Source organism: Geomonas sp. (genome assembly GCF_056994735.1).
Genome location: NZ_JBXKJL010000336.1, coordinates 1 through 1,833, shown reverse-complemented (window position 1 = coordinate 1,833; position 1,833 = coordinate 1). Strand labels below are relative to the sequence as shown.

General features: G+C 63.3%; 2 protein-coding genes. Both read right to left on the bottom strand.

From position 1 onward, the window contains the following. Positions 1-1,271 (bottom strand): IS1634 family transposase (locus AC11W3_RS14550; RefSeq protein WP_484093239.1); only part of this gene is annotated, 1,271 nt, incomplete at its 3' end. A gap of 254 nt (positions 1,272-1,525) precedes the next feature. Continuing rightward, a partial coding sequence (locus tag AC11W3_RS14545; protein WP_484093238.1) for a hypothetical protein occupies positions 1,526-1,833 on the bottom strand: 308 nt, incomplete at its 5' end.

The window sequence follows — 1,833 nt, the reverse complement described above, 5'->3', positions numbered from 1 at the left end:
GCTTTACTGACCGTGATCGTCACGAACGGTCGGGCCTTGGGATAGCGGCCGGTCAGCCGCCCCACACGCTCCAGGATCTTGTCGCGGCTTTTGAGACGGCCGGTGGCGATGAGTTGCTCAAGCCGGCGCAAGCCCCGCGCTAGCCCATGACGCTGGCGACGGCGAATCGCTCGCTCCTTTTTCCGTCGCGGGCGACTTCGCGCCAGCAGGTAGTATTCATGCTCGCGGTGGATCAGCTGGACCTGGACTTCGGGGTTCTCGGGGAGCCGCTGCCAGGAGCCGCTTGCCAGCGCGCTCTGGAACGCGGTCAGTTCACCGCGGCGGGCGGCCACGACGTAGCGTCGCCCAGGCTGCTTGAGGAACGCCAGCGACTCCTTGCTGACCATGCCCCGGTCCACCACCCAAATCCGCTGGGTCTTGCCGAATTGCTGCTCGACCTCGGTGACGATGGTCGCGACGGTCTGCAGGTCTTGAGTGTTGCCCGCCAAGGTCCGATGCGCCAGGGGAAAACCATCGCGGGTCACCACCAGTGCCAGAACGATCTGCTTGCAGTCGCCGCGATGGTCGCGCGAGTAGCCCCGGCAGGCCAGTTCGTTGTCGGCGGCCAGGCCCTCGAAGTAGGTGCTGGTCAGGTCGTAGAGCAAAAGGTCGTAATCGAGCTGGAAGAGAGTCCCCAGCCGGTCCTTCAGGTCCTGCTCGATCGCCGTCTGAGCGGCCAACAAGCGATCCAGCGTGCGGTAGAGCCGATCCTTGGTCACGGCGCTGTCAGGTACACCCAGCAATTCCTCCAGGCCCGTCGAGGCGTACCAGTGCTCGGCCAAGGCGAACTCGCTGCAGGGCGCGCAAAGGCGATTGATGACCTCGATGGCCACGATGTCGGCCGGCCGCACCGTTTCCTTGCCCTGGGGCAGGTGACGGTCGACGATCTCATCAAGCCCAATGAACTTCCAAAGCCAGAGTGCCAGCCAGACGTCACCGAAGCGCCGACCGTTGGTCCAGCCGACCTTGCCCAGGCGGATGCGTACGACGTCAGGATCGTCGGGCGCCGAGACCTGATCGTCGTCGGGGAAGAGGCGGAGCTGTTGGGAGTCTCCCTGGCGATTGTAGATGACCACGGTGCGTTGCCAGCGACCCTGCTGGTCGTGATTAAGCTCACCGAGGTAAGCGACGACGTGCTGCCGGGGTCCCGCCGCGGTGCGCACGCTCTCGACCAAGGCATAGTACGTATGGGTCTTGCCGTCTTTGGTCCGGGTGTAGCGGCGCAGGAACATACCGGCCTCCTGAGCACCCAGGATGATCAGGGGCCGGCATGAAATCAAGGAACTAGGTTACAAGTAGGTCTTCACTACAACGATCCGAGGCCGCTTCCACTACGAAAAAACCAGGAAATTCCGCGAATCGGGCTGCGTTCTGGGGTAAATTTCGCCACTATCTGCGCAACCTGGGCTAGCCTAAGTTGCGCAACGAGTGGGGTAGACATTTTGATTTCCCAGGGAAACCCGGACGCGAGGGCTCCAGGTCTTCACTACATTTCGCGATCGGGAGTCAGCCGCTCGGGGAGGCTGAGCTTCAAGGCCGCCAAGATCTTGGCTTGCTCAGCACTGGGGCGGGCGACCCGCCGCAGAGCCAGCTTTCGACCGTCGGTCGTCTCCAGCAGGATGTCGCCGATCTGGAGGCTGCCCAATGTCCGGAGGATGATCTCCGGCGTCATGGGCCGGGGCTTGGGTGACGCGTTGGGCCGGCGCCGGTCTGGTTTGCGGATCTCCGTCTGGAGCCCGGACTGCTTGGATAAGTGATCCAAGGTCTTCCAAAGGGCATAGGCCAGGACGCAGA